The organism is Streptosporangium subroseum (assembly GCF_900188345.1).
Lineage (GTDB): Bacteria > Actinomycetota > Actinomycetes > Streptosporangiales > Streptosporangiaceae > Streptosporangium > Streptosporangium subroseum.
Window position 1 is genome coordinate 97,157 of the sequence record NZ_FZOD01000006.1, and the last position, 25,295, is coordinate 122,451.

Consider the following 25,295-nt stretch of genomic DNA (forward strand, 5'->3'; position numbering starts at 1 on the left):
CGGTGAGGCGGAAGAAGCCTCTTGCACTGACACTTGGCGTGTCATTGCTCCTGTCCACGGGTGCAGCGGCCAACGCGTCCGCGACCGGCTCCGGCGAGAAGCGCTTCCAGCCGAGCGTCACCTACGATCTGTCGGTGACCGATGCCGAGCGCAACGCGATCCACGCGGAAGTCGAGGCGTTGGCCGGACGCGTCAACAGCGCGCGGGCGGGGGACGGCACCTACGACCCGCTCAGTCTGATCGGGGCGATGCTGGACGGGTCGAGCTACGACTCCATCTCCCGAGGCGGCACGGCCGCGACGGCGTACCCCTTCCCGGTCAGCAACACCGAAGCCAACCAGAACGAGTACGACCGCAAGGTCGCCAAGCTCGCCTGGGTGGTCAAGCTGGCCACCGACCTGGGTTTCCCGGTGGTCGTCCAACGCCAGCCCGACAAGTACGTCTACGCAGAGATCGGTGACCCGGACGCCCCGGAGATGGTCATGGCGTTGAGCCACCTCGACTCGCCGACGGCTTCCGTTTCGGCGGCCCAGCTGGCGCGCTGGCGGGACGCCGATGGCAACCTCGGCACTCCTGGTGCGTACCACTCGCCCTATGTCCAGGACGGCTGGGTCTACGGGGCGGGTATGCAGGACGACAGCGGCCCGACGCTGGCGACGCTGCTCGCGGCCAAGGCGCTGCTCGAGGCGGGGTTGCCCCTCGACCGGCGCATCCGCATCGTCATGGGTATCTACGAAGACGGCGGTCCCGGCACGCCCTCGACGACGAACACCGCCACCTTCCAGCCCATCCCGTACAACTCGAACCCGAGCTTCTACGACAACTGGGCCTACAAGAACCTCAACCGGGAGGAAATCCCGATCGCGGCCTACACCTCCGACTCGCGGTTCCCGGTCATCGTCGGCAACTCCGGATCGGTGACCCCGTCGGTGTCGATGAGCTTGTCCGCAGACAGCACCAAGGCTTTCCGGCTGACGGATGCCAAAGCCGGCGTCACCCTGCGTGAAGGCGATCCGACGCTCAAGGACATCGCCTACGGCAGCACCACGCAGATCGCCTCCCGGGCAATCTTCACCCTCGACGTGGCGGGGGCCGGCTCCACCGAGCGCGACCGATTCGTAGCGGCGATCACGGCCGCCGCGACCACGAAGGGTTGGCTCCCGGCTGCTCCCCGTACCACCCCCAAGGTGCAGACCACGATCACCGGCGACTCGCTCACGCTGGAGATCAACACCGATGTGGCGATGGAGATGCCGACCCCGCAGTACGGCAAGAATGCCGTCGTGTGGGGGATGTTCCTCCTCTCCAAGGGACTCGGCGCACTGAGAATCAAGGCCGCCGACATGCAATTGAAGAAAGCCGCCGACGGCATCGCCGACCTGTTCTTCCGCGACGGTGTCGAAGGCGAAGCCTATATCGGCAAGTACATGGGCATCCCGGCGAGCCTGTTGCGCAACCCGAGTAACGGCACCCCGAACCTAACTTTTGCCCTCATGGGAGGCATCAATTCGGAGACCCCGACGAGCTTTTACACGGACGCCTCCGGCAGCCTCAGCATGCCGATGTATGTGCGCAGCATGCACGTCACCGCGGCTGACTCCAGCCAGGCGACGACGGCGGTCACGGCCGCCTTCCAGGCGAAGGGGTTCACCATCGACAACCTCGGCTCGCCCGTCGGCGCCGGGTTGTACGTCACTCATGACAACCCGCTGACGGCTCTTCAGTTCGGGAGCTACCAAGCCTCGATCAACCGCAACCCGAAGGAGTTCGCGGATCCATATTCCCTCAGGGGCGTGGTCTATCCGCAGGGCACGACCGGCGGCACACTGGCCAGCAGCTTCCGCAACAAGATGACCGCCTTCGGCGCGGTGATCCCGGGTAACGAGCGCTGGTGGCACACGGCCAACGAGCGGATGAAGGTCGACTCGGCAGTGCAGATGACCAAGATCATGGCCGATGGAATGCTGGAGATGGCCCGGTACTCCGGGCCCGCCGGTGCCAAGTTCATGTGGGCAGGCATCCCGGGGCTGAACTCCGACCGGGCGGACCTCGACCTGCTCGACGTCACGATCGGAACCTACAAGGACGCGTCGGCCGCTGTCGGCAAGAGCCAGTTGGGCACCCAGGCCCTGCTCGGCGCCACCTCGTTCAACATCCCGATGTGGAACGGGCGCGGCAACTCGACTCCGACGGCCTCGGCTTTCGCACTGGGGCACGCCCCGGGAGGGGTCTACCTGCCCCTGACCGACACCGAGTACCTGAACACCACGTACGTGTCGCCGATGCGCTTGGAGTTCAAGGTGGAGCGCCCCGGCTACATGTCGGACGCGGCTTGGGCGGAGTTCGTGGCCGGCGGCTACGGCGACTTCCGGTTCAACATTCTCGTCGGCGACGAGGTTGTGCCGCTGGCCGTTCCTGCGGGGCAGAGTGCGGACAAGTACTTCTCCTCGCGCACCTCGGCCAACAACCCCGACGCCATCTACCTGTCGGTCAACCTCGCGATCACCGATGCCCCGTACACCGGGGTGCAGGCCACCCTCGCGGATTCCAAGACGGACCTGTACACGGTCAATCCGACGTACTTGGCCTCGAACCCAGATCCGTTCCCCGGGCGCGGAGCCATCGAACAACGGGGCTTCTTCCTGTTCGGTGATGGGCACAAGAACGCGGAGTTCTCTTCGCCCGACGCGGTCTACGTGACAGTCGCCAACGCGGTCATCGATGCCAAGCCGTCGGCGGTGGTGAAGAAGTTGAAGGGCAACAAGAACGAGTTGACCATCACGGTGAAGCAGACCCACATCGACGGCAGCAAGTCTCCTGTGACGGCCACGTTCACCATCGACAACAACGCTGCCGGCACTTACACCGTCGGCGATTACAAGGTATACGTCGAAACCAAGGGCAACACCCAGGTGCGGTCGATCTACATCGTGTGACGCGTGTGAACCGGAAGTTCGGCGCGCGCACGAGAGGGCATGCGCGGTGGCAGGGTCAAAGGCGAACCGATCGACGCGTGGTATTCCGGAAAGGCCCGCCACCACGGCGGCGACATCCAGGCGCTGTCGGCACCGCACGGCCTGTTGCTGTGGGTTTCCGTTGCATTTTCAGCGAGGGGGACATTTTCAGCTCGCTGCCGCAGAGACAGCAGAAGGGTCACTTCCGGTATTCGGAAGTGACCCTTGATCTGTGGTGCGGTCGAGATCACTCAATATCGGGTTTTTGGTTGGGAGATATGCTGTCAGCGCCTTTTGCCGGGGAGCCGCCGGCAGATGTGGTCGGTCGACTATGAGTTGTAGTAGGCGGGCCGGTTGACGGGGATGTCGCCGGTGATGCCGTTGTTTCGACTGCCCCAGCCGCCGGTGCTGGTCTGCTGGATGTACGAGGTGCCGTTGCGCCATACCGCCGCGTCGGTCCTGCCGTCGCCGTCGTAGTCACCCGGAACGGGGATGTCGCAACCAGGGTGAGCTGGATGAAGCGATCGACCGTTCAAGCTTGGGTGGGCGATCTGTCTGCCAGGAGGCGTTCCAGGGTGCGTTGGCCCATCCGGCTCATGGCCGGGTTGGATTCGAGGTAGTACCAGACAAGCCCCATCGCCTGTTGGAAGGCCCACGCTCTGCCTCGCTCCCATTCAAGGTCGTCGCACCCGAGGTCCAGGCGGAGCACCTGCCGAGGCCCGGCCTCGAGCAGATGCCAGGCACTCACGAGATCCAGAGCGGGATCGGCCGGTCCGAAGCCGCCGACGTCGAGAATCCCGGACAGCCGACCGGCGGACACGAGCACGTTGCCGGGAATGAGATCACTGTGGGTCATCACGTCGGCTGCTTCGCGCGGCAGACTTCGAAGGTTTTCCCACATTCGGCGAAGCCGGCGAACGTCCAGAAGGTGTTCGCTGTGCTTGAAGCAGGTTTCCATCCACGCGTCGTGAGAGGGAAGGTCGCCCCCTCGGCCTTCGCCGGCAAACGTGCGGCCACGCGTGTCGACGGCACGCAGGTCGTTGATGAGTTCGGCCAGGTCGTGGGCAAACGCAACCGATTCGCCCGGATCCTCGTCGGTGGCCACGGTGCCGGGCAGCCACGTCTGCACCGACCACGGAAGCGGGTATCCCGCCCCGGGCTCGCCGAGCGCGACCGGCTCGGGAGTGGGAAACCGCGTGTGACCTACCAGCTCGCGGGCCGCCTCCGCTTCGGACTCCAGTTGGCGCCGCGTCGAGTCGGCCTGCCCGGACTGCAGAGGGAACCGAGCGGTGAAGCGGTCGCCGATGCGGAAGATGGCGTTGACCGTCCCGTGGGCGGCGACGCTCGTGATGGGCATGCTCCGCCACCGGGGGTACTGCTCATCGACCAACGCGCGCACCGTCTCGGGTGACACCGTCAGCTGGTTGGCGTGCATCTTCACGCCGGGATCATTCCGCGTCCCGGCCTGCGGCCGCAATGTGTTTTCGGCTGCGTGAGATGACTGCGGGCTATGCCGCCGGCTTCGGTGAGACGGTATTACGCCGCTGGATATCAGTGCAGGTCATCGGCATTTTTGGTGACTTCGCCGAGTCGTGTGGTCTCCGGCGGTGGGCATGCTTACAGACGGAGCGCGCCTCCGGCATCGAGCGGTCGGTCAGTGTGCCGAGGCGCCGGAAGCACGCCGGCCACGGTCCGCGTTCGCCTGCGTGAACGCGTGCGCAAGCGCGAGGCTGGCGCGGCGGGCGGTCTCGATGATGTCGTCGGGGCTGACGCCGGTTCCTCGTGACGCGAGGAGTGCGGCGCTCGCGGTGTCGAAGGTCATCCGCAGCAGCAGGCGGTCCTGCGGGCCGGCGTCGTCGTCGATCAGAAGGTCGATGACGGTCTCGAACGCGGCACGGGGATCCTGGTCACTGGCAGCCAGCCGACGCATGATCGGCTGATTGGCCTGTGCGAGGCGCATAACGTGAAGGCGCTCGGGTGTGGTGCCCTCGATCCACCGCAGCGCCGCCTGCAACGGCAGGTCTGGAGTGCGGGGCTGCGCGGTGATCCATTCGACCAGCTCGTCCAGATCATGGCGGCGCTCTACGACGAGACTTCCCAGGATCTCTTCCTTGTTGCGGAAGTGGTAATAGAGCGACGACTTGGTGAGGCCGAGGGCCTCCGAGATGTCTCGGGTGGATGTCGCCTCGAAACCCTTCTCGGTGAAAAGCCTCAGGGCGACACGCAGGATCTCCGTACGCGTGCCGCTACCGTCGCGCCGGCCCGTAGCCTTGGTGGTCGCCATCGATGCCCCCCTCGTCACCGTCACCCTAACTGAACGATCGGCCGTTCAGTTATGGCCGGCCTGCCGCCAACCCGCCCTGCGCGCTTTCGCGGAGCAGGTCACCAGAGGTGTCCAGCAGAGCGTGTCGAGGTGCGTGATCTCTCGGCGCGACAGTCGTCGTTGCAGGAGCGGGGCGCTTATGCGGCCTCTCGCGTGCCGGTGAAGGCGATCGTCATCAGAGTCGACTTCGCCTTGCCGGTCATCGTGTCCCCGTCGATCGAGGCGGCGCACCTGATCTTCATTTTGAACGGTGTGGTGAGCCGGGCGCTGAAACTGATCTCACTGCCGCTGATCTGGCCGCCCTCGATCGGGGCGTCGTTGAGGCTTCCGGTCAGAGCGCTCGCGGTCATGTCGAGGACCAGTTCCGCCAGTTGCTCGCCGCGGGGTGTCTGGAACTTCAGCGTCCAGGCGCTGGCCGGCGTCTCTCCCGGTGCTTTGGCGGGATTTCGGCGACGGTACTCGGCGGCGGCGGCGACGGACTCCCGGTGTTCCGCCGCGTGGTCCCGAATCTGGGAGGGGTCGAAATCCCTGGTGGCGAAGAACCGCTCGAGTGCGTCGTTGGCGCCGACGGCGTGCTCCCCGGAGCGGGGCAGCATGCCTTCCTCGTATCGGGCGACAGCCGAGTCGATGGTGGGCTCTTCGGCGAGGGCGCGGGCGAGTTCCGCGCCGTCGAGCATGGCGAAGTTCACGCCGAATCCGCCCCAGGGAGCCATGAGGTGGGCCGCGTCGCCGAGCAGCGTCGCGCCCGCGGTGCGCTCCCAGGTGAGCGGGGCCGGCAGGGTCCACAGCGGCCGGTTGACGAAGGCGCCGTCGTTATCTTTGATGAAGCGCAGCATTTCATCGGCCCAGTCCTTGAACTCCCCGAGCAGGAACCGCCGGACACCGGCCTCGTCGTCAAGATCGACGCCGGCCTTGTCGTACCAGTCCAGCTCGGCGCGCATGGCCACGTAGCCGCGCACGTGACCGTTGCCGTTGCGCTGCAGAATGATGCCCCGCCCGTTGTTGTCGCCGGCGAACATGTGGCCGTCACCCACGAGCGCCGCCACCCGGGGGTGACGTTCGTCGACGTTCTCGAAACGGACCTCGACGAACGAGACGCCGCTGTACTGCGGCACGGCCTGGCTCAGGAGAGGACGCACCCGCGACCAGGCGCCGTCGGCACCGATGACCAGGTCCGCCTCGGCGACCGTGCCGTTGCCGAATTCGAGGCGGTGAGTGCCGTTCCCGAGCGGGGTCACGGCCTGGAGCTTGTGTCCCCATTTCACTGTGCCGGGCCGCACCTGCTCGGCAAGCAGGATGCGGAGCTGCCCGCGGTCGATCTCCGACGCGGCGATGTCATCTTCTTCGGGGACAAACGCGAGGAGTACGGTGCCGTGCTGGTCGAGCCTGCTCTTGGCCTGGCCCTCGGGCCTGGCACGCGCCATGAAGTCTTCGAGCAGGCCGGCGTCTTCCAGAGCGATCTGCCCGGAGTCGGCCTTCAGGTCGAGGGTGCCGCCGGCGTCACGGGCGTCCACCGAGGCGTCGGCTTCGTAAACGGTGACCTCGATGTTGTGCTCTTGCAAGACGCGAGCGCATAGCAGGCCGCCGGGGCCGGCGCCGACGATGGCGATTCGTGCGGTGGCGTTCATGGGCTGAGGTCCTCTCAGGAGCTGTCTTCGTCGCGGCGACCGCTTCAGCGAGAGCATTCACTGAACGGGCGTTCGTTTAGCGGTTTCACCGTAACTTAACGAACGCCCGTTAAGCAAACGAGGGAGTCGACTAGCGCCTGGTGATAACCACCACAATGATCGGTGTCCGTCGCACGACGGCATGACGGGTGGGGGATGGCCGGAGACACGAGGAGACACGGTAAGGGGCGCTGTTTGCCCAGTCGCAGCCCTCAAGATAATCTCGGTGTGAGTTCTGGGCTCGTGTGGTCCGGACCCTCCGAAGGCCCGCCTGGCACCATCGGAGCGTGTCCAGCACCGGAGCGGACCCACCTGCTGTTTTTGTCGCTGCGTGACAAGCGGATCACTCTCGCCCGTGGCTGGTTCGAAGGGCCTCCGAGTCCACGAGCTGCTGCGCGACCGAGATTGCACCAGCCGCATGCCACACCAACCCGGCGGGTACGTTTGTGCGAGCCCCACAACTCCGGCCGCGAAACACGCTTAGTCCCCGCCATTCCGGTGTCCGGGGACAGCCGAGAGTATGTAACCCGGTTAGGGCGGGGACGCCCGCCGTGTTCACCCTCTTCGAAAGGCCCGCTCAGTGTTCAGTCGTGTCGCCATCGTCAACCGCGGTGAAGCCGCCATGCGGCTCATCCACGCCGTTAGGGACCTAGCCGCGGAGACGGGAACACGGATCGAGACCGTCGCTCTGTACACGGACTCCGACCGGACGGCCACGTTCGTCCGCGAGGCGGACATCGCCTACGACCTGGGACTCGCCGCGAACCGGCCCTATCTGGACCACGCGGTCCTCAGGAAGGCCCTGGTCGAGACCGGCGCGGACGCGGCCTGGGTCGGTTGGGGCTTTGTGGCGGAGGACCCGGCGTTCGCCGAGTTGTGCGCCGAGATCGGCGTGACGTTCGTCGGCCCGAGCGCCGAGGCGATGCGCAAGCTGGGCGACAAGATCGGCTCGAAGCTGATCGCCGAAGAGGTCGGTGTGCCCGTCGCTCCGTGGAGCCGCGGTCCGGTGGAGACGCTGGAGGACGCGAAGGCGGCGGCGGACCGGATCGGCTACCCGTTGATGCTGAAGGCGACCGCGGGCGGCGGCGGTCGTGGCATCCGGATGGTCTCCAACGCCGACGATCTGACCCAGGCCTACGAGCTGACGCGCCAGGAGGCCGCGCGCGCGTTCGGCAGCGGCGTCGTGTTCCTGGAGCGCCTGGTGACGGGCGCCCGGCACGTCGAGGTGCAGGTCATCGCGGACGGGCGGGGCACCGCATGGGCGCTGGGCGTGCGCGACTGCTCCGTGCAGCGGCGCAACCAGAAGATCATCGAGGAGTCCGCCTCCCCGGTCCTGGGCGCCAAGCAGGTCGCCGAGCTGAAGGCGTCGGCCGAGCGGCTCGTGCTCGCGGTGGACTACCAGGGCGCGGGCACCGTCGAGTTCCTCTACCACCCCGGTGAGCGGCTGTTCGCGTTCCTCGAGGTCAACACGCGCCTGCAGGTCGAGCACCCGATCACCGAGATCACCACCGGCGTCGACCTGGTGAAGGCCCAGCTGCACGTCGCGGCGGGCGGCAAGCTCGAGGGTGACGCGCCCGAGGAGTGGGGTCACGCCGTTGAGGCGCGACTCAACGCCGAGGACCCCGACCGCGACTTCGCACCCTCACCCGGCCGGATCGCGCGGCTGGCTCTGCCCAGCGGCCCCGGCATCCGGGTGGACACCGGGTTCAGCGAGGGCGACGTGATCCCCGCCGACTTCGACTCGATGATCGCCAAGATCATCGCGCACGGTCGTGACCGCGCGGAGGCGCTGGCCCGCCTGCGTCGCGCGATGACGCAGACGACCGTCATCATCGAGGGCGGCGTGACGAACAAGGGCTTCGTCCGCATGCTGCTCGACGAGCCCGCGGTGATCGACGGGTCCGCCGACACCGGCTGGATCGACCGCGTACGTGCCCAGGGCGCCCTCGTGTCGCACCGGCACTCCGCGATCGCGCTGATCACCGCCGCCATCGAGGCCTACGAGGACGAGGAGGCCGTGACGCGGCAGCGCTTCCTGTCCACCGCGCACGGCGGCCGTCCGCAGTCGCAGCACGAGAGCGGCCGCGCGCTGGAGCTCAAGCTCCGCGACGTCGGCTACCGCGTCCAGGTCGCCCGCACCGGCGGCCACCGGTTCCGCATCGGCATCTCGGCGGGCGGCCCCGAGCACGCGGCCGACGTCGACATCGAGCGCTTCGACGAGCACAGCGGCCAGATCACCGTGAACGGCGTCCGCTTCAAGGTCGTCACGAGCACTCACGGCCCGATCCACCTGGTCGAGGTCGACGGCGTCACGCACCGGATCAGCCGCGACGAGGGCGGCATCGTGCGCTCGCCCGTACCCGCGCTCGTGGTGGCCACGCCGCTGCAGGCGGGAGACGAGGTCGAGGCCGGCGCGCCGCTGCTCGTGGTCGAGAGCATGAAGATGGAGACCGTGCTGCGCGCGCCGTTCCGCGGTCGTGTGCGGGAGCTCGCGGTCTCGGTCGGCAGCCAGGTGGAGGTGGGCGCCCGCCTGCTCCGCCTGGAGCCGGTGGGTGACGGCGACGAGGCGGCCGGTCCCGCGGCCGCGGGACCGGAGGTCGAGCTGGACCTGCCGTCCGAGCGGGTGGACGTGCCCGCGGCCGAGCGGGCCGCGCGTGGTCTGCAGGACCTGCGCAGCCTCCTGCTGGGTTTCGACATCGACGCGCAGGACGAGAAGCGCCTGCTCGCCGGTTACCTGGCCGCGCGCGCCGAGCTCGTCGCGGAGGGCCGGCACGAGCCGGCCGGTGAGGTCGAGCTGCTGCGCCTGTTCGCCGACCTGAGCGAGCTGAGCCGCAACCGGCCCGCCGGCGAGGAGACGAAGTCCAACTCCGCGGTGCACAGCCCCCGCGAGTACTTCCACACCTACCTGCAGTACCTCGACCCGGACCGGTCAGGGCTGTCGGAGAGCTTCCGGCAGCGGCTCACGCACGTGCTGTCCCGCTACGGCGTCGAAGGCCTGGACCGCACACCGGAGCTGGAGGACGCGGTCTTCCGGATCTTCCTGGCCCAGCGGCGCGCGTCCGCCGACGTCGCCGTGGTGACGACCCTGCTGCGCCAGTGGGTGAACGAGGCCCCGCCCACCGAGGCGGACCGCGTCACCGTCGGCCTGGCGCTGGAGCACCTGGTCGCCGCCACCCAGGTCCGGTTCCCGGCCGTCGCGGACCTGGCGCGCGGCATCGTGTTCGCCTGGTTCGCCCAGCCGCTGCTGCGCCGCGCCCGCGCCAAGGTCTACACGGCCGTACGCAAGCACCTGCGCCACCTCGACCGGCACCCGGACGCGCCCGACCGCGCCGAGCGGATCTCCGCCATGGTCGCCAGCGCCGAGCCGCTCGTCCGGCTGGTCGGCCAGCGGATCGGCCGCGAAGGCGCGGACCCCGTACCGCTGCTGGAGGTGCTGAGCCGCCGCTACTACGGCAACCGCGCGCTCGGCGACATCCGGGTGAGCAAGGTGGCGGGCTGCACGTTTGTCGTCGCCGACCACCACACCGAGACCGGCAAGGGCCGCGTCGTGACCACCGCGGTCGACTTCCCCGCGCTGGCCGAGGCGGTCAAGGCCGTCGACGAGCTCGCCGGCGAAGGCGAGCTGGTGGCGGACGTCTACCTGACCTGGTCCGACGGTCCGAGCGACCCCGAAGAGATGGCCACGCGCCTGCGCGAGGTCCTGGTCGCGCAGCAGCCGTCGAACCGGGTCGGCCGCATCACCACGACCGTCGCGGGCAACAGGGGCGCCGTGCACCACCACTTCACCTTCCGGCCGTCCGCGAACGGCTTCGCGGAGGAGCGGCTGCTGCGCGGTCTGCACCCGCGCATCGCCGAGCGCATGCAGCTGGAGCGGTTGCGCGACTTCGACCTCACCCGGCTGCCCGCGCCCGACGAGGAGGTCTACCTCTTCCGGGCCGTGGCACGGCAGAACCCGTCCGACGAGCGCCTCGTCGCCCTGGGGCAGGTCCGCGACCTGACCCCCCTGCGCGACGACGAGGGCAGGCTCGTCGCGCTGCCCGCGGCCGAGGACATCCTGGCCGCGTGCCTCGACGCGATCCGCCGGGGCAGGAAGCCCGGCGCGAAGACGTCCGCCACGAACCGGATCGTCATCTACGTGTGGCCGCCGACCGACCTCTCGCCGGACGACCTGAACACCCTGGCGAAGCGCGTGCTGCCGACGACGGCGGGCGCGGGCCTGGAGGAGGTGCTGTTCCTCGGCAGGCGCCGCGACGGCGTCACCGGCGAGCTCGTCGACATCGCCGTCCGGATCGGCTACGACGTGGGTTCCGGCGTGCAGCTGTCCATCGTGGCGCCGCCGACCGAGCCCATCGAGCCGCTGGACGACTACCGCCAGGAGGTGCTGCGCGCGCACAGCCGCGGCACGCACTACCCGTACGAGCTGACCGACATGCTCGCCGGGCCGTCCGGCTCATTCACCGAGTACGACCTGGACGAGCACTCGAAGCTGGTGCCGGTGGACCGGCCCAAGGGGCGCAACACCGCCGCGCTCGTCGCGGGGGTCGTCAGCACGCCCACCTCGCGCCACCCGGAGGGCATGACCCGCGTCGTGCTGCTGGGTGACCCGACGAAGGCGCTCGGCGCGCTGTCGGAGCCCGAGTGCGCGCGGGTGATCGCCGCACTCGACCTGGCCGAGTGGATGCGGGTGCCGCTGGAGTGGTTCGCGCTCTCCGCGGGCGCCCGGATCTCGATGTCGTCCGGCACCGAGAACATGGACTGGGTGGCGGCCGCGCTGAAGCGGATCGTGAACTTCACCCAGGACGGCGGCGAGATCAACATCGTGGTCGCGGGCATCAACGTCGGCGCCCAGCCGTACTGGAATGCCGAGGCCACGATGCTCATGCACACCAAGGGCATCCTGGTGATGACGCCGGACTCCGCGATGGTGCTGACGGGCAAGCAGTCGCTCGACTTCTCCGGCGGTGTGTCGGCCGAGGACAACCACGGCATCGGCGGGTACGACCGGATCATGGGTCCGAACGGTCAGGCGCAGTACTGGGCGCCGGACATCCGCGGTGCGCGGGAAGTCCTGATGTCGCACTACGACCACAGCTACGTCGCGCCGGGGGAGAGCGGGCCGCGTAAGACGATCACCGGCGACCCGGTGGACCGCGACGTGTCGACGTTCCCGCACGCCGTACCGGACAGCGAGTTCACGACGGTGGGCCAGATCTTCTCCGTCGAGTCCAACCCGGACCGCAAGAAGCCGTTCGACATCCGCACCGTCATGCGGGCACTGTCCGATCAGGACCACCCGGTGCTGGAGCGGTGGGCGGGCATGGCCGACGCGGACACCGCCGCGGCCTGGGACGTCCACCTCGGCGGCCGGCCGGTGTGCCTGCTGGGCATCGAGTCCCGGTCCGTGCCGCGTCGCGGGTTCCCTCCCACCGACGGCCCGGACACCTACACCGCGGGCACCCTGTTCCCGCGGTCGTCCAAGAAGGCCGCCCGGGCCATCAACGCCGCCAGCGGGAACCGTCCGCTGGTCGTGCTGGCCAACCTGTCGGGGTTCGACGGGTCGCCCGAGTCGATGCGCAAGCTGCAGCTGGAGTACGGCGCGGAGATCGGCCGCGCGGTGGTGAACTTCAAGGGCCCCATCGTGTTCTGCGTGATCTCGCGGTACCACGGCGGCGCGTTCGTGGTGTTCTCCAAGGCGCTCAACCCGAACATGACCGTGCTCGCGGTCGAGGGCTCGTTCGCCTCGGTGCTGGGCGGTGCTCCGGCCGCCGCGGTGGTCTTCGCGCGCGACGTCGACAAGCGGACCGGCAACGACCCCCGCGTGCTCGCGCTCGCCGCCCGGGTCGCGGAGGCGCCGGCCGCCACGCGGGCCGCGCTCGCCGCCGAGCTGGCCGAGCTGCGGTCGTCCGTACGGGCCGAGAAGCTCACCGAGGTGGCCACCGAGTTCGACCGCGTGCACAGCATCCAGCGGGCGGTCGACGTCGGCTCGGTGGACGCGATCATCAGCTGCGCCGAGCTGCGGCCTCAGATCATCGAGGCGATCGAGAAGGGCCTCGCCCGACAGATCTGACCCGGCACTGAAGCCGGACGCCCGTGCCTTTTTGACGCGGGCGTCCGGCTTCTCGCTTTCCTGCGGAGGCATCCGGGCGGGCTGTCCGATCGGCGCCCGCCGCGACCTTCGAGGTGCGGGGTAGGTAACAGGCCTTCCGCAGCCGTGGCGCGCCCCGGTTCCTTCGGAGGACCTCCGAGGGAACCGGGGCGGCTCACCTAGGGGATGATCTCCGCGCCGCCGGCACCGGCGCCCGCGGCGGGCGGGATGGAGGACGCGGATCCGGCCGAGTAGGCGTACGGCGGTGGCGAGACGCCGCCGTCGGCGCGGAGCCAGTCGCTCATGGTGCTGCCGCTGCTGTTGGCCCGGGTGATCGTGGCGATGTCGTAGAAGTTGCTGCTTGTCCACGTCAGTTTGGCGTCGCCGAAGTCCTGGGTGATCGTCTTGGCGCGCTTGACGTGGTTGCTCTCGGCGTAGATCCTGCCGCTCACGCCCAGGCCGATGAAGTAGTCGTCGACGTCGACGTAGTTGGCGAACACGTGGGCGTAACCGAACCGCACCCTGGGGTGGCGGGTGTTGGATCCGTCGAACCAGTTGTGGTGGTAGGTGACGTTCAGGTAGCCGATGTCCTGGGCGCCGTTGCTGTCGCTGTGGCCCAGCAGCATCGACTTGTCGGTGCCGATGTAGCGGTTGTAGGAGACCGTCGCCAGGTCCGAGCCGCGCTTGACGTCCACCGAGCCGTCATGGGAGGGGTAGAACGTGTTGTGGTCGATCCACACGTGGTGGGAGTAGCACTGCACGTTGACCGAGTCGTCCGGGGAGTTCCTGAACGACAGGTTGCGGATGATCACGTTCTGGACGTGGGTGAACCTGTCCTTCTCCGCGGGGTCGCAGAGGTCGCCGCCCCAGGCGACCTCTTCCGGGCCCCACCCGTTGACGTCGAGCCCGAACCCGCTGATCGTCGCGTTCGTGCCGACGCCGATGATGGTCTTGTTCGACCCGACGTCCAGCATGTCCGCGCCATTGCCGGTGATCGTGCCCGAGACGCGGACGATCCGGGGGATGTCGTCGGCGACGGCCGCCGCCAGCTGCGCGTAGTTGGCGGCGGTCACCGTCTGGCCGCCGGTGCCGCCGTTCGTGCCGCGCCGGCCGTACTTGTCAAGGGTCGCGAAACCCACCAGGCCGCCTGCGTTGCCCGGCGGGACGGTCGGCGTCACGGTGGGCGTCGGGGTCGGGGTGGGGATCATCGTGGGGGTGACGGTCGGGGTCGGCTGCGGGCCTCCCGCCGGGACGAACCGCCACTGCTTGGAGGTCACCGAGTCGCAGGAGTTCTGCTGGACGAGGGCACCCGAGGAGATGGAGTTGTCCCTGGTGTTGAGGCATTTGCCGCCATTGGTGTTGACCACCCGGTAGTTGGATCCCGATTCGGTCAGGTTCCAGGTCTGGGAGGAGGCGCCCGAGCAGGTCTCCTGCTGGACGGCCTTGCCCGCGGAGGTGCTCGCGCCCTGGACGCCCGCGCATCTGCCGCTGTGGACGGCCTTGAGCTGGAACCCGCCACCGGCGGCGACCAGGTTCCAAGCCTGGCCGCCTGTGCCGCAGCCGGACTGGGCGAGCTGCACGCCGTCGGAGGTGCCGGCGCCGGGGACGCCCAGGCACAGCCCGCTGCCCGCGTTGACGATCGTGTACGCGCCGGGCGCCGGAGCGGCCGAGGCGCCGACCGCCCATCCACCCACGGCGACCGCGCCGGCGATCGCGATCGTGGCGGCCTTCCTGTCGAATCCGTTCTTCACAGCTGAGCTCCTTGCTGGTCCGGCAGGTCACAGGACCTGAGTTCGGGATCCCCCCAGCGAGCACGCACGCCGTTCACATATATGAACTTGTCCACAAAGCTGGATACATTTCGCTCTCTGAGTTCATGTCCATCTTGGTGGATGAAACCACCATAGGAAAGCGCTTTCCGAGTGTCAATGCGCCGTGAAACTTTCACTCGGAAGGGATGTTGACAAGCTGAGGGTGCCTCGATTTAACTGGCGGGCATAACGCGAGGAAGCCTCCGTATGTGCGCGAAACAAGGTGAAGGAGAGGAAATTGCCTGAGGGAATCGCCGTCTCGGTGCACGACACCGCGCCGGTCTGGCGCGGTGACACGGCGGGTGACGCGCTGCGCCGTTCGATCGACCTGGCCAAGGCAGTGGAGGCACTCGGCTACCGGCGCCACTGGGTGGCCGAACACCACAACACGCCGGCGCTGGCGGCATCGAGCCCGGCGGTACTCGCCGGGCCCATCCTGGAGGCGACCTCCAGCATCCGGGTCGGCTCGGGCGCGGTGCTGCTGCCGAACCATTCGCCGCTGGTGGTCGCCGAGCAGTTCGGCGTCCTGGCCGGCCTCTACCCCGGCCGGGTCGACCTGGGACTCGGGCGCGCCCCGGGCGGCTCGGGCGAGACCGCGGTCCGCATCGGCGATCCACGCCGCCTGGACTTCGGCGGCGCGCTGAACGAGCTGCGCGAGTACTTCGCCGGAGGCAGCGGCGGCGTGCGGGCGATCCCGGAACCGGCGATCCCGCCCGAGCTGTGGATGGTGGGTTCCAGCGCCGGCAGCGCCGCCTACGCGGGCCGGTCGGGCCTGCCCTACGTCTACGCGCACGCGATCGTGGGAGGCGGCGCCCCCGAGGCGCTCGACGCCTACCGCCGGGCCTTCCGGCCCTCGCCGCTGCTGCCCGAGCCGTACGCGTGCGTGGCGGTGATCGTCGTCGCCGCCGACACCGACGAGCGGGCGCACCGGCTGGCCGCCTCCTTCGTGTTCGGCCAGATCCTGATGCGGACCGTGGACCCGGGCACCGTGCTTCCCACCGAGGAGGAGACGGCGGCGCACGCGTTCACCCCGCAGGAGGAGCGCTTCCTGCGGGAGCGGATCGACCCGCAGTTCGTCGGCTCCCCGGACCGGATCGCGCCCCGCCTGGCCGAGCTGCTGCGGCAGACCCGCGCCGACGAGCTTTTTGTGCTCACCCAGGTGCCCGATCACGGCGCCCGGATCCACTCGTACGAGCTGCTCGCCAAGATCGTCTCATCCCTGTAGGTCCGCGCGGGCCGGTGTGACCGAGCACCGGCCGCCGGTGCCCCCATCCGCGTTCAGTCCCGCTTTAGAGCCGCCGAGCACTGTGTGTGCAGCCGGAGAACCGTCTCCGGTGGAGACGACGTCTGAGCGATGAGGATGAGGATGGGTGCTGCTACGAGGTTCCGGTCGCGCAAGCCTGCCACGGCAGGGGCCGCCGCGTTGATGCTGGCACTGGCCACCGCATGCTCCTCCGGCGCGAACGGTGTCGCGGCCGGAGGCGCGAACGGGGGCGGGGGCGGGACCGCCGCCGGAGCGCCCAGAAACGGGGGCACGCTGCGCCTGGCCGTCGAGAAGGAACCGGAGTGCCTGGACCCGCACCAGAGCCCCACCGAGTCCGCCCGGGCGCTCACCCGGCCGATCCTGGACTCGCTGGTCCACCAGGACGCCCAGGGGAACATCCATCCCTGGCTAGCCACGGGGTGGAAGGTCTCGCCGGACCGGCTGACCTACACCTTCGAACTCCGCCAGGGCGTGACGTTCACCGACGGGGAGAGGTTCGACGCCCAGGCGGTGGTCGCCAACCTCGACCACGTGGTGGCCCCGGAGACGAAGTCCCTGCTCGCCGGCAGCCTGCTCGCGGCCTACCGGTCGGCCAAGGCCGTCGGCCCCTCCACGGTCGAGATCAGGTTCAAGCGGCCCGACTCGGGGTTTCTCACCGCGCTGGCCCTGCCCAATCTGGGCATCCAGTCCCCCCGCACGCTCAAGGGCTCCCCCTCCACACTGTGCGCGAAGATCGTCGGAACCGGCCCGTTCCGCAGTGACACGGGGTTCGTGCCGCAGAAGGGCATCGACTACGTCAGGAATCCCTCCTACGACTGGGCCCCGGAATCGGCGCCGCACCACGGCCCGGCGCGGCTGGACCGGATCGAGGTCAGGGTCGTGCCGGACAACGCGGCCCGACTGGGCGCGCTCACCAGCGGCCAGGTCGACGCGGTCACCGGGCTGTCGCCGACGAGCCTCAACACCGTCAAGAACCTGCCCGGGTTCACCCCGTACTCGACGCCGTTCCCCGGGATCAACTACAGCTACTGGCCGAACACCGCGAACGGCCCGCTCAGCGACGTGAACGTGCGCAAGGCGCTGCGTGCCGGCATCGACTGGGGACAGATCGTGAAGAACGTCTACTTCGGGGTGTACAAGGGAGCACAGGGCGTGCTCTCGGCCAGCACGCCCGGCTACAACGGCTCGCTGGCCCAGGCGTACACCCACGACCCGGCCGGCGCGGCGCGGCTGCTCGACCAGGCCGGCTGGACCGGGCGCGACGCGGCCGGATACCGGACGAAGGACGGCAGGCGGCTGACCCTGCGCCACATGTGGTCCGACGGGTCCGTGGCCAACCTCGCCGCGCAGGTCCAGTCGGCGGCCAAGCAACTCGGCGTCGAACTGGTCGAGGAGAACCTCGACGGCGGGACCTTCGTCAAGCGCCTGCTGGCCGGGGACTACGAACTGATCGACACCAGCTTCTCCGCGCCCGGGCCGGACGTGCTGCGCGTCCTGTTCGGCGCGGACAACATCCCCACGCCCGAGCGCGGGATCAGCAACAACATGGCACGCTACGACAACCCGGCGGTGGAGGCCGGTTTCCGGCGCGCGCTCGGCGCCGAGGACCAGGCCGAGCAGCACCGCGCCTACGCCGAGGTGCAGAAGCGCATCACCGAGGACGCCGCGGTCCTGCCCGTCTACTCGCCCCTGTCCACGGTGACCGCGCGCGACGGCGTGCGGGGGGTCGGCTTCAACGCCGACGGCACGCCCGACCTGTACGGCGCATGGCTGGCGTCCTGAAGGCGCCCGCGGCCGAGGCGGTGGCCGCGGGCCCTCCGCGCCGCCGCACCGGGCCGGCGCGTCTCGTGCTGGTGCGCGTGGCCGCCTCGGCCGCCGTGCTGTGGGGAGCGGTCACGGCGACGTTCTGCCTGCTTCAGGTGATGCCGGGCGGCACCGCCGACGTCCTGCTCGCCCGGTCCGCCGTGACCCCGGAGGTGCGCGACCGGATCATCGCCGAGTATCGGCTCGACGACCCGCTTGCGGCGCAGTACCTGGCCTACCTCGGCAGGATCGCGCGCGGGGAGTTCGGCGATTCGTACGTGCTGCGCAGGCCGGTGTGGGACGCGATCGGATCGCAGCTCCCTCACACCCTGCTGCTGGTCCTGGCGACCCTGCTGGTCACGCTGGTCGCCTCCGTCCTGCTCGCGGTGGTGAGCGCGCACCGCCGGCGGTGGGTGCGGTCGTCGTTCTCCGCGGCCGAGTCGCTGGTGGTGGCGCTGCCGCCCTTCTGGCTCGGGCTGCTGCTGCTGACGGTGTTCTCCTTCAACCTGCACTGGTTTCCGGCCATCGGATCCTCCTCCCTCTCCGGCCTCGTGCTGCCGACCGCCGCGCTGGCCGCCGGACCGGTCGCGGTGATGACGGGGGTGCTGCGGGACGGACTGCTGCGCGCGCTGGAGGAGCCGTTCGTGGTGACCGCTCGCTCGCGGGGCATCGGCGAGCTCGCACTGCGCCTGCGACACGTGCTGCGGCACGCGCTGCTGCCCGCCACCACGCTCCTGGGCTGGATCGCCGGCTCGCTCATCGGAGGCGCGGTGATCATCGAGATCGTCTTCTCCCGGCAGGGGATCGGCCGGATGGTGCTGTTCGCGGTGGAGAACAAGGACATGCCCGTGGTGATCGCGATCGTGCTGCTCACCGCGGCCGTGTTCGTGCTGGTCAACATCGCGGTCGACATCCTCGTCTGGATGATCGACCCCAGGACGCGAGAGGCGGGGAGCTGACGGTGGCCAAGAGTTTCTGGCCCGGGGCGGTCGTGCTGACGCTGCTGGCCGTGCTGGCGCTCTTCCCGTCGCTGTTCACCGGGACGGATCCCGACGCGGCGGACCTGAACGCGACGCTGCAGCCGCCGAGCGGCGCGCACTGGCTCGGCACCGACCAGAACGGCCGGGACCTGTACGCCCGGATCGTCCACGGAGCCGGTCCCTCCCTGCTGATAGGCGCCGGCGCGGTCGGGCTGGCGCTGGTCGCGGGCGTCCTGGTCGGGGTCGCCGCCGCGCAGCTCGGCCGGACCGTGGACCAGGTGCTCAGCAGGTCGCTCGACGTGATCCTCTCCGTCCCCGGCCTGCTGCTGGTGTTCCTGGTCGTCGCCGTGCTGGGACCCGGCGGCGGCCCCGCCAGTGTGGGCCTGGCGGTGGTCTCACTGCCGGGCTTCGCCCGGGTGGCACGCGCCGAGGTGATCAGACTGCGCGGAGCGCACTACGTCGAGGCGGCCCACGGGTTCGGCTGGTCGCGTGCCCAGGTGGTCCTGCGGCACATTCTGCCCAACGCGCTCGGCCCGGTCATGGTGCTGGCGACGGTGACCCTGGGAGCGATGATCGTGGCGGGTTCCTCGCTGAGCTTCGTGGGCCTCGGGCCCCAGCCGCCGACCGCGGAGTGGGGCGCGATGCTGGCCGACAGCCAGGAGTTCCTCGCGGTCGCCTGGTGGCCGGCGGCGTTCCCCGGAGCCGCCATCACCGTCGCGGTCCTGGCCGTCACCGTCGTCGGCGGGCACCTGCAGCGGCGGATCGAGCGGGGGCGGACATGAGCCCGGCGTCAGGGAACCAGGCGGATCGAGCGGAGGCGGACATGAGCCCGGTGGTCCCCGAGAACGCGGCGGGTGGTGGGGAGACGGACATGAGCCCGGCGTCCGGGGACACGGAGGAACTGCTCTCCGTCCGAGACCTCGTCGTCGGCTTCGCGACGGGCCGCGAGTACGTCGACGCGGTGCGGGGCGTGTCCTTCCAGATCGGCCGTGGGCAGGTGGTGGCGATCGTCGGTGAGTCCGGCTCCGGCAAGAGCGTCACGGCGCGCAGCCTGGTGGGGCTGGCCGGCGACGGTGCCGGCGTGCGGGCCGAGGAGCTCGCGTTCGACGGGCTCGACCTGCGGCAGGTGCGGGGCCGTCGCTGGCGCGCGCTGCGGGGGCGGCGCATCGGCTTTGTCCTGCAGGACGCCCTGGGCTCCCTCGACCCGCTGCGCCGCGTCGGCGCCGAGGTGGCCGAACCCCTGCGCGAGCACCGGATCGTGCCCGCCGGAGAGACCGGCGCCGAGGTCGTACGGCTGCTCGGATCGGCAGGCGTCCCCCTGCCCGAGAGCCGGGCCCGGCAGTACTCGCACGAGATGTCGGGCGGGCTGCGGCAGCGCGCCCTGATCGCCTCGGCCCTGGCCGCGCGGCCCGACCTGCTGATCGCCGACGAGCCGACGACGGCGCTGGACGCGACGGTGCAGAGGCAGGTGCTCCGGCTGCTGCGCGATCGGGCGGACAACGGTACGGCGATCCTGCTCATCAGCCACGACCTCGGCGTCGTCGCGGAGATCGCCGACCACGTGTACGTGATGAAGGACGGGCGGTTCGTCGAGAACGGCCCGGCGCGGATGGTGCTTCGGACGCCGTCCCACCCGTACACCAGGATCCTGGTCGCCGCCGCACTCGGGCAGGGACGCGGACCCGCGCGGGGCGGAGACGCCGCGCCCGCGGGACCGGACCCCGATCCCGGACGGGTGGTGCTCCGCGCCGACGGGCTGGTCAAGAGGTACAGGCTGCCCGGGAGGGGCGCGTTCACCGCGGTGGACGAGGTGTCGGTCGAGGTACGGGCCGGTGAGACGCTCGGGATCGTCGGCGAGTCGGGGTCCGGGAAGACGACCGTGGGCCGGCTGCTGCTGGGGCTGGTCGCGCCGGACGCCGGCCGGGTCGAGGTGAACGGGCGGCTCTGGAACGAGCTGCGCGGTCCCGAGCGGCGGACGGCCCGCCGTCGGGTTCAGATGATCTACCAGCATCCGCTGGCCTCCTTCGACCCCCGCTACACCGCGCGGCAGCTCCTGGAGGAGCCCCTGCGCGCGGAGCGCGTCCCCGGGGCCGAACGCGCGCGGCGGGTGGCGGAACTGCTGGAGCACGTCGGTCTCGGCGACGAGGTGCTCCGCCGCCGGGCCCGGGAGCTGTCCGGAGGGCAGCGGCAGCGCCTCGCCATCGCGCGGGCGCTCGCCCCGCGACCGGACGTCATCATCTGCGACGAACCGGTCTCGGCCCTGGACGCGTCGATCCAGGCGCAGGTGCTCGACGTCCTGGCCGACGTTCAGGAAAGGCTCGGCGTGGCCTATGTGTTCATTTCCCACGACCTTGGCGTCATCCGCAGAATCAGCCACGAAGTGGTGGTGATGAAAGACGGGCGAGTGGTCGAGTCCGGCGACATAAGAAAGGTGTTCGAAGCCCCGGAGCACCAATACACAAAGGCCCTTCTGGATGCGGTTCCCCGGCTTCACGGAGCCGGTCCGGCTGGCGCACAAGCAATTCTTAACCCGCGCTGAACCGGCCTTGCCCCATATTTCATTCCTGCCTAACGTCGTTGTCGTCGCACGGCATCGGCGGCGTCCCTTTCTCGTCTCGCCGAAGGATGAAGGAAATGACGGAAGCTCCGCCGTATCCACAGAAACGCACCTGTCCCTACGAGCCGCCGCCGGGATACCGGGAGATCGGTGAGCGGGGGCCGGTGCTTAAGGTGACGCTCTTCGACGGCCGCGAGGCGTGGATGGTGACGGGGTATCAGGAGTCGCGGGAGATCCTGACCCACCCGAACCTGTCCTCGCAGCGCACCCATCCCGGATTCCCCATCGTCGCACCCCGGTTCCGCTCGCAGATCGCCCGCAACCTGGCGCTCATCGCCATGGACCCGCCCGTCCCGCGCTCGGCCTAGCCGTGTGGGCCGGCATGGCCGTGGACCTGCCCAGGCTGCTGCTCGTGCACACCTGGTATCCCCGGATGGACGTGGTCATCACGATCAACGTCGTCACCTGGTCCCTCGCCTGCGACCTGCTCTTCTATCTGGCTTTCCCGTTCCTGTACGCGCTCGTCCGCAGGATCCCCGCCCGGCGGCTGTGGTGGGCGGCCGGCGCCGTCGCCGCCGTGATCGCGCTGCTGCCCGCCGTCGCCCTCCTCGCCCTGCCGGGGACGCCCCGGTTGCCCGGCCAGGACATGTCGTTCGTGCAGAACTGGTTCCTGGTGTCCTTCCCGCCGATCCGGGCGCTGGACTTCGTCCTCGGCATCGTCATGGCCCGCATCGTGCAGACGGGCCGATGGGCCCCGCTGGGCGTGGGCCGGACGCTGCTGGTCCTGGCAGCCGGGTTCGCCCTGCAGATGTACCTGTGGCCGAGCGTCTACGGACTCACCGCGACGATCGCCCTGCCGCTGGCCCTGCTGATCGCGGCCGTGGCCGTCGCGGACGATCGGGGCGCGCCCACGCCGTTCCGCGGCCGGACCCTGCGGTGGCTGGGCGGGATCTCGTACGCGTCGTACCTGACGCACTTCCTGGTCCTGCAGTTCGGGCACGTCGCGATCGGCGCCGGCCGGACCTGGGACGCCCCGGCCGCCCTCGGCGTCATCACGGTCCTGTTCGGGGTCACGACGGCGGTGGCGTGGGCGCTGAACCGCCTCGTCGAGGAACCCGCCATGCGCGCGTGGGCCCGCCCGCGCCCCCGGCCGGTCGGCGGCGCGCTGCAGCAGGAGACCCCTTCACCCGAACCGGCGAGCTGATCACCCCTTTTTCCGCCCACGCGGAGACGGGCGGAGACAAAATGACAGGAGGCACCACATCGTGACCACTCCCATCCCGACCGAGGACAAACGGCTCTTCGCCTACCCGCAGGACCGGAGCTGTCCCTGGCAGCCGTCCTCCGGCTACCGGGAACTGGGGGAGCGGGGACCCCTGCACCGGGTGCGGCTGTGGGACGGAAAGTCCATCTGGATGGTGACCGGGCACGCGCAGGCACGGCGGCTGCTCGCCGACCCGCGCATGTCGGCCGACCGTTCCCGCGACGACTTTCCCGCGGTCCTGCCCCGGCTGGACGCGCCCATCTTCAAGCCCATCGCGATCATCGGGTTCGACCCGCCCGTGCACGACATCCACCGCCGCATGCTCGCCCCCGACTTCAGCCTCAAGCAGGTGCGCGCCCTGCGCGGGAGCGTCGAGGAGCTCACCGGGAAGCTGGTGGACGACATGCTCCGCAAGGGGCCGCCCGCGGAGCTGATCGAGGACTACGCGCTGCCGATCCCGTCCATGGTGATCTCGGAGCTGCTCGGCGTGCCGTATGACGACCACGCGTTCTTCGAGGCCAAGACGGTGGGGCTGCTGCAGGCCAAGAGCGCGCAGGACGCCGAGGCGGCGGGCCGGGCGCTCTGGGACTACCTGGACGAGCTGATCACCGCGAAGGAACGCGAGCCCGGCGGAGAGGGCGTGCTGAGCCGGCTGGTGGGCCGGGTCGACGAGGACGGCGACCTGACCCGGGAGGACCTGCTCCGCATCGCGCTGGCGCTGCTGCTCGGAGGGCACGACACGACGTCCCAGATGATCGCGCTCGGAGTGGTCACCCTGCTGGAGCACCCGCACCAGCTGGCGGCGCTGCGCGCCGACCCGGGCGTGCTGCCCGCCGCGGTGGACGAGCTGCTGCGCATGGTGTCGGTGACCGACGTCTCGGGAGTGCGGGTGGCGACCGAGGACATCGAGATCGACGGATATGTCATCCGGGCCGGCGAGGGGGTCCTCGTGTCCTCCTCGATGACCAACCGCGACCCCGAGGTCTTCCCCGACCCGTACAGGTTCGACGTCCACCGCGCCGGCGGGCGCAACGCCGCCTCCGGCCGCCACCACCTCACGTTCGGGTTCGGCATCCACCAGTGCCTCGGCCAGAACCTGGCGCGGATGGAACTGGAGGTGGCGTTCGCCGTCCTTTTCGACCGGATCCCGGACCTGCGGCTCGCCGTGCCGCTGGACGGGCTGCCCACGCGCAGCGGAGGCACGATGCAGGGCGTCCACACCCTGCCCGTCGAATGGTGAGACCCGTCGAATGGTGAGAGAGGAGACACGATGAAGGTGACCGCCGACCGGCGTCGCTGCATGGCCGCCGGCCACTGCGCGATCAGCGCGCCCACGGTGTTCGACCACGGAGAGGACGGCCTGGTCGTCGTCCTCGACGCGGATCCGGGCGAGGACGCCCGGGAGGCCGTGGAGACGGCCGAGGACCTCTGCCCGTCCCGCGCGATCGCCGTCGAGACCGCGGGTACCGAGCGGGTACCGGCGAGATAGGCGCGGGCCGGTGCCGGAACACAGCGCCGCGGCGGGGAACCCCGCCGCGGCGCTGTGTTTCTCGTTTCTCCGTTTCCCCGGCCGCCTCAGCGGTCGACGAACCGCATGCTCTGCTCGTTCCAGCGCTCCCCGTACACCTCGTCCGGGGGTACGGCCACCTCTATCGCGGCCAGGTCGGCCCGGGTGAGGCCCAGGAAGGCGGCGTCGACGTTCTCCTCCAGGTGGGCGCGGCGCCTCGTCCCCGGGATGGGGATCACGTCCGGACCCCGGTGGTGCAACCACGCCAGCGCCAGCTGCGCCGCGGTCACCCGCAGCTCGCCGGCGAGCTTGACGAGACGGTCGGCCAGGACGAGGTTGCGCGGCAGGTTGTCCGGGGCGAACCGGGGCAGCCCGAAGCGCCGGAAGTCGCCCTCCTCCAGCTGCTCAGGCGAACGGATGGCGCCGCTGAGAAAACCCCGGCCCAGCGGGGAGTACGGCACCAGCGCGATGCCCAGCTCCCGGCACGTCGCGACGATCCGGTGCTCGATGTCCCGAGACCACAGCGACCATTCGGTCTGCAGCGCGGCGATCGGGGCCACGGCGTGGGCGCGCCGGATGGTGTCCGGCCCGGCCTCGCACAACCCGATCTCACGGATCTTCCCGGCGGCGGCCAGCTCGGCCATCGCGCCGACGGTCTCCTCGACGCCGACTTCGGTGTCGACGCGCGTGAGATAGAACAGGTCGATGTGGTCGACGCCGAGCCGCCGCAGCGAGGCCTCGCAGCTCCGCCGGACGTAGCGGGCGTCCCCCCGGACGGCGGCGCCGACGCCCGGGCCGGGGCGCACCACACCGAACTTGGTCGCCACGATCGCCGTCTCCCGCCGCCCGGCGACGGCCTTGCCGATCAGTTCCTCGCCGGCGCAGTGGCCGTAGACGTCGGCGGTGTCCAGCAGCGTCGCCCCCAGATCGAGGGCGCGCCGGATGGTCGCTATCGACTCGGCCTCCACCGTGGCGCCGTAGAACTCCGACATGCCGAGGCAGCCGAGGCCCTGCACGCCCACGGTCAGGGATCCGATTCTGCGCGTGGGAAGTCGCGTCAAGGTCATCTCCGCTCTCCGT

17 protein-coding genes are annotated in these 25,295 nt (G+C 69.9%); 11 read left to right on the forward strand and 6 right to left on the reverse strand.

Annotation, left to right across the window (positions count from 1 at the left end; translation table 11 throughout):
• The first annotated feature begins 38 nt into the window (after nucleotides 1-38).
• The gene (locus CHC08_RS08455; RefSeq protein ID WP_143653146.1) at nucleotides 39-2,936 is read left to right on the forward strand and encodes a M20/M25/M40 family metallo-hydrolase; all 2,898 of its coding nucleotides are present in this window, start codon (nucleotides 39-41) and stop codon (nucleotides 2,934-2,936) included.
• Nucleotides 2,937-3,283: 347 nt separating this feature from the next.
• Here CHC08_RS08455 and CHC08_RS50590 read toward each other — a convergent pair whose 3' ends face one another.
• The 4 genes from CHC08_RS50590 to CHC08_RS08480 form a co-directional block, all read right to left on the reverse strand.
• Nucleotides 3,284-3,490 (reverse strand): hypothetical protein, encoded by a 207-nt coding sequence (locus CHC08_RS50590; RefSeq protein ID WP_089206635.1) that lies wholly within the window; start codon nucleotides 3,488-3,490, stop codon nucleotides 3,284-3,286.
• Nucleotides 3,487-4,389, reverse strand: coding sequence for an aminoglycoside phosphotransferase family protein (locus CHC08_RS08470; protein ID WP_089206776.1), 903 nt, complete (start codon nucleotides 4,387-4,389; stop codon nucleotides 3,487-3,489). Before CHC08_RS08470 ends, CHC08_RS50590 begins: the two co-directional genes overlap by 4 nt.
• Nucleotides 4,390-4,608: 219 nt before the next feature.
• Nucleotides 4,609-5,238, reverse strand: a complete 630-nt coding sequence (locus CHC08_RS08475; RefSeq protein ID WP_089206636.1) for a TetR/AcrR family transcriptional regulator — start codon at nucleotides 5,236-5,238, stop codon at nucleotides 4,609-4,611.
• A gap of 176 nt (nucleotides 5,239-5,414) precedes the next feature.
• Nucleotides 5,415-6,905 carry an FAD-dependent oxidoreductase gene (locus CHC08_RS08480; protein WP_089206637.1) on the reverse strand — a complete coding sequence of 497 codons (1,491 nt, stop codon included), beginning with the start codon at nucleotides 6,903-6,905 and terminating at the stop codon, nucleotides 5,415-5,417.
• Between the two features lie 619 nt (nucleotides 6,906-7,524).
• Here CHC08_RS08480 and CHC08_RS08485 point away from each other — a divergent pair.
• Complete coding sequence (locus tag CHC08_RS08485) at nucleotides 7,525-13,011, forward strand: ATP-binding protein (RefSeq protein WP_089206638.1); 5,487 nt, start codon at nucleotides 7,525-7,527, stop codon at nucleotides 13,009-13,011.
• Nucleotides 13,012-13,208: 197 nt separating this feature from the next.
• Here CHC08_RS08485 and CHC08_RS52345 read toward each other — a convergent pair whose 3' ends face one another.
• Nucleotides 13,209-14,780, reverse strand: coding sequence for an RICIN domain-containing protein (locus tag CHC08_RS52345; protein ID WP_089206639.1), 1,572 nt, complete (start codon nucleotides 14,778-14,780; stop codon nucleotides 13,209-13,211).
• A 298-nt stretch (nucleotides 14,781-15,078) separates the two neighbouring features.
• On the opposite strand from CHC08_RS52345, the gene CHC08_RS08495 reads away from it, so the two are divergent.
• The 9 genes from CHC08_RS08495 to CHC08_RS08535 all read left to right on the forward strand — a co-directional run bounded on the left by CHC08_RS08495 (nucleotide 15,079) and on the right by CHC08_RS08535 (nucleotide 24,197).
• Complete coding sequence (locus CHC08_RS08495) at nucleotides 15,079-16,065, forward strand: LLM class flavin-dependent oxidoreductase (protein WP_218825170.1); 987 nt, start codon at nucleotides 15,079-15,081, stop codon at nucleotides 16,063-16,065.
• A 141-nt stretch (nucleotides 16,066-16,206) separates the two neighbouring features.
• Nucleotides 16,207-17,886 carry an ABC transporter substrate-binding protein gene (locus CHC08_RS08500; RefSeq protein WP_089206640.1) on the forward strand — a complete coding sequence of 560 codons (1,680 nt, stop codon included), beginning with the start codon at nucleotides 16,207-16,209 and terminating at the stop codon, nucleotides 17,884-17,886.
• Nucleotides 17,871-18,866: an ABC transporter permease gene (locus CHC08_RS08505; protein WP_089206641.1), complete on the forward strand. Its 996-nt coding sequence runs from the start codon at nucleotides 17,871-17,873 to the stop codon at nucleotides 18,864-18,866. Before CHC08_RS08500 ends, CHC08_RS08505 begins: the two co-directional genes overlap by 16 nt.
• Nucleotides 18,867-18,868: 2 nt before the next feature.
• Nucleotides 18,869-19,669 (forward strand): ABC transporter permease, encoded by an 801-nt coding sequence (locus tag CHC08_RS08510; RefSeq protein WP_218825171.1) that lies wholly within the window; start codon nucleotides 18,869-18,871, stop codon nucleotides 19,667-19,669.
• A gap of 41 nt (nucleotides 19,670-19,710) precedes the next feature.
• Nucleotides 19,711-21,426, forward strand: a complete 1,716-nt coding sequence (locus tag CHC08_RS08515; protein WP_245878212.1) for a dipeptide ABC transporter ATP-binding protein — start codon at nucleotides 19,711-19,713, stop codon at nucleotides 21,424-21,426.
• Nucleotides 21,427-21,521: 95 nt separating this feature from the next.
• On the forward strand, nucleotides 21,522-21,812 hold the full coding sequence (locus tag CHC08_RS08520; protein WP_218825173.1) for a hypothetical protein: 291 nt from the start codon (nucleotides 21,522-21,524) through the stop codon (nucleotides 21,810-21,812).
• A gap of 14 nt (nucleotides 21,813-21,826) precedes the next feature.
• Complete coding sequence (locus CHC08_RS08525) at nucleotides 21,827-22,648, forward strand: acyltransferase family protein (RefSeq protein ID WP_089206780.1); 822 nt, start codon at nucleotides 21,827-21,829, stop codon at nucleotides 22,646-22,648.
• A 61-nt stretch (nucleotides 22,649-22,709) separates the two neighbouring features.
• A complete protein-coding gene (locus CHC08_RS08530) occupies nucleotides 22,710-23,948 on the forward strand; it encodes a cytochrome P450 (RefSeq protein WP_245878213.1) in 1,239 nt (412 codons plus the stop codon).
• 30 nt (nucleotides 23,949-23,978) lie between these two features.
• Nucleotides 23,979-24,197 carry a ferredoxin gene (locus CHC08_RS08535; protein WP_089206642.1) on the forward strand — a complete coding sequence of 73 codons (219 nt, stop codon included), beginning with the start codon at nucleotides 23,979-23,981 and terminating at the stop codon, nucleotides 24,195-24,197.
• Nucleotides 24,198-24,283: 86 nt separating this feature from the next.
• Here CHC08_RS08535 and CHC08_RS08540 read toward each other — a convergent pair whose 3' ends face one another.
• Entirely contained in the window at nucleotides 24,284-25,282 is a 999-nt protein-coding gene (locus CHC08_RS08540; protein ID WP_089206643.1) for an aldo/keto reductase, read from the reverse strand.
• Nucleotides 25,283-25,295: the final 13 nt, after the last annotated feature.